General features: G+C 67.9%; 4 protein-coding genes. All 4 read right to left on the bottom strand.

The features are described 5' to 3' along the window. Positions 1 to 592 (bottom strand): CorA family divalent cation transporter (locus AC5JJ6_RS07695; RefSeq protein ID WP_496041474.1); only part of this gene is annotated, 592 nt, incomplete at its 3' end. Beyond that, on the bottom strand, positions 589 to 1,500 hold the full coding sequence (gene folD / locus AC5JJ6_RS07700; RefSeq protein WP_496041478.1) for a bifunctional methylenetetrahydrofolate dehydrogenase/methenyltetrahydrofolate cyclohydrolase FolD: 912 nt from the start codon (positions 1,498 to 1,500) through the stop codon (positions 589 to 591). The genes AC5JJ6_RS07695 and folD, both read right to left, overlap by 4 nt. A gap of 40 nt (positions 1,501 to 1,540) precedes the next feature. Beyond that, on the bottom strand, positions 1,541 to 1,864 hold the full coding sequence (locus tag AC5JJ6_RS07705; protein ID WP_496041475.1) for a DUF167 family protein: 324 nt from the start codon (positions 1,862 to 1,864) through the stop codon (positions 1,541 to 1,543). After that, positions 1,861 to 2,124, bottom strand: coding sequence for a YggT family protein (locus tag AC5JJ6_RS07710; protein ID WP_496041476.1), 264 nt, complete (start codon positions 2,122 to 2,124; stop codon positions 1,861 to 1,863). The genes AC5JJ6_RS07705 and AC5JJ6_RS07710 overlap by 4 nt, the downstream gene beginning before the upstream one ends. Position 2,125: the final 1 nt, after the last annotated feature.

The following is a 2,125-nucleotide window of genomic DNA, read 5'->3' on the forward strand; positions in this document are numbered from 1 at the left end:
CGACCCTGCCGATATCGCGCATGACCTCGCGCAGCGCGTCCGGCTTCCTCGCCGCTTCCTTCGACTTGGCGGGCAGGGGATCGTCGAAGACCCGCCGGCCGATGCCGTCCAGCCGGCTGCCGATCAGTTCCAGCAGGTCGGCCACTCGGCCGACGACGGCGTCCAGCAATCCCAGCAACGCTGCTTCCGGGCCGCCGATCAACTCCGGCTGGCGGTTGAGCCGGCTGGCGAAGGTATCGATGCTCTTGGGCTCGACATAGCGGACGGTGACCAGATAGCCGCCCTTGGAGATGCCGTTTGTCAGGATGAAGGTCACCACGCCCAGCCCCGGATACTCCGTGTCGGCCCGCGTGATGACCGGCGTGGTCAGGTAGATGCTGCCGTTCTCGACATAGAGCCGGCTGGAGACCTCGATCTCCTTCATTTCCTCGTGGGTCGGCAGGTCGATCCCGACGAGGCCGGCGATGGCGGCGCGTTCCTCCTCGGTCGGATGCAGCATGTCGATCCAGACGGTGCCTTCGGGCAGAAGCTGCCCGGTTTCCAGGGACCGCCTGAAAGTCCTGCCGCCGTCGATACCGTAAGAGGTGATCATGCCTCGGCGTCGCCGGGTGTGCGGGCGGGCGCCGGGATGCCGTTCTGGCGGCGGGTCGCCGTCAGGGTGTTGAGCAGCAGGCAGGCGATGGTCATGGGACCGACTCCGCCGGGCACCGGCGTGATGGCGCCGGCCACCTCGGCCGCTTCGGCGAAAGCGACGTCGCCGACCAGCCGCGTCTTGCCCTCGACCGATCCCGCGACCCGGTTGATGCCGACGTCGATGACGGTGGCGCCCGGCTTGATCCAGTCGCCGCGCACCATTTCCGGCCGGCCGACGGCCGCAACCAGGATGTCCGCGCGCCGGCATTCTCCGGCAAGGTCCTGGGTGCGCGAATGGGCCACCGTGACGGTGCAGTCCGCCGCCAGCAGCAGGCTCGCCATCGGCTTGCCGACGATGGCGGAGCGGCCGAGCACCAGCGCCCGCAGCCCCTTCAGGTCGCCGACCGTGTCGCGCAGCAGCATCATGCAGCCAAGCGGCGTGCAGGGGACCAGACCGGGGAGCCCCAGCGCCAGACGCCCGGCGTTCTCGACGTGGAAACCGTCGACGTCCTTGGCCGGGTCGATCGTCGCGATGACGACCGCCGGATCGATCTGGCGCGGCAGCGGCAACTGCACCAGGATGCCGTTGACGGCGGGGTCCCGGTTCAGCCGTTCGACCAGCGCCACCAGCGTCGCCTGATCGACCGTGTCGGGCAGCTTGTGCTCGAACGAGCGCATTCCGGCGGCCAGCGTCGCCTGTCCCTTGTTGCGGACATAGACCTGGCTGGCCGGGTCGTCGCCCACCAGCACGACCGCGAGACCCGGCTCCACCCCATGCGATTCCTTCAGGGCCGCCACCTGGGCGGCGATCCGGGTGCGGAGGTCGAGGGCGAAGCCCTTGCCGTCGATGATGCGTGCCTTGGTCATGTCTTCGTCTTCCGGCAGGGTCGTCAGGTAACGGGGCGGTTCAGATGTCGGTTCGGGTGACGCCGCCATGGCTCAGCCGGGCCATCAGGCCGGCGGCATCGCCGGCGACATGGACGATCTTGTTGCGGTCGGTCGCTCCGGCAACCAGAGAAATGGAGGATTTTGCAATCCCCCACTCCTTCGCCAACAGCTTGATCAGCGCTTCGTTCGCCTTGCCGGCTTCCGGCACCGCGGTCACCATGACCTTCAGCACCGTCTCGCCCTGGCCCGACGGCGCCATGCCCGCGATGGCATTGCGCGACGCCTTGGGCGTCAGCCGGACCGCTATCCGGACGCCGTCGGCGACCGGCTTGAATGGCGTCAAAACAGCAGCCCGTACTCGCGCATCAGGTTGCGGATGAAGAAGATGATCAGGATGACGATGATCGGCGAGAGATCCAGCCCGCCCAGGTTGGGCAGGATACGCCTGAGCGGCGCCAGCACCGGCTCGGTCACGCGATAGAGGAAGTCGCCGATCACGTAGACCGCACGGTTGCGGGTGTTCACCACGTTGAAGGCGACGAGCCAGCTCAGGATCGCCGAGGCGATCAGGATCCAGACGTACAGCCCCAGGATGGTGTCGATC

Source organism: Skermanella sp., from assembly GCF_059503625.1.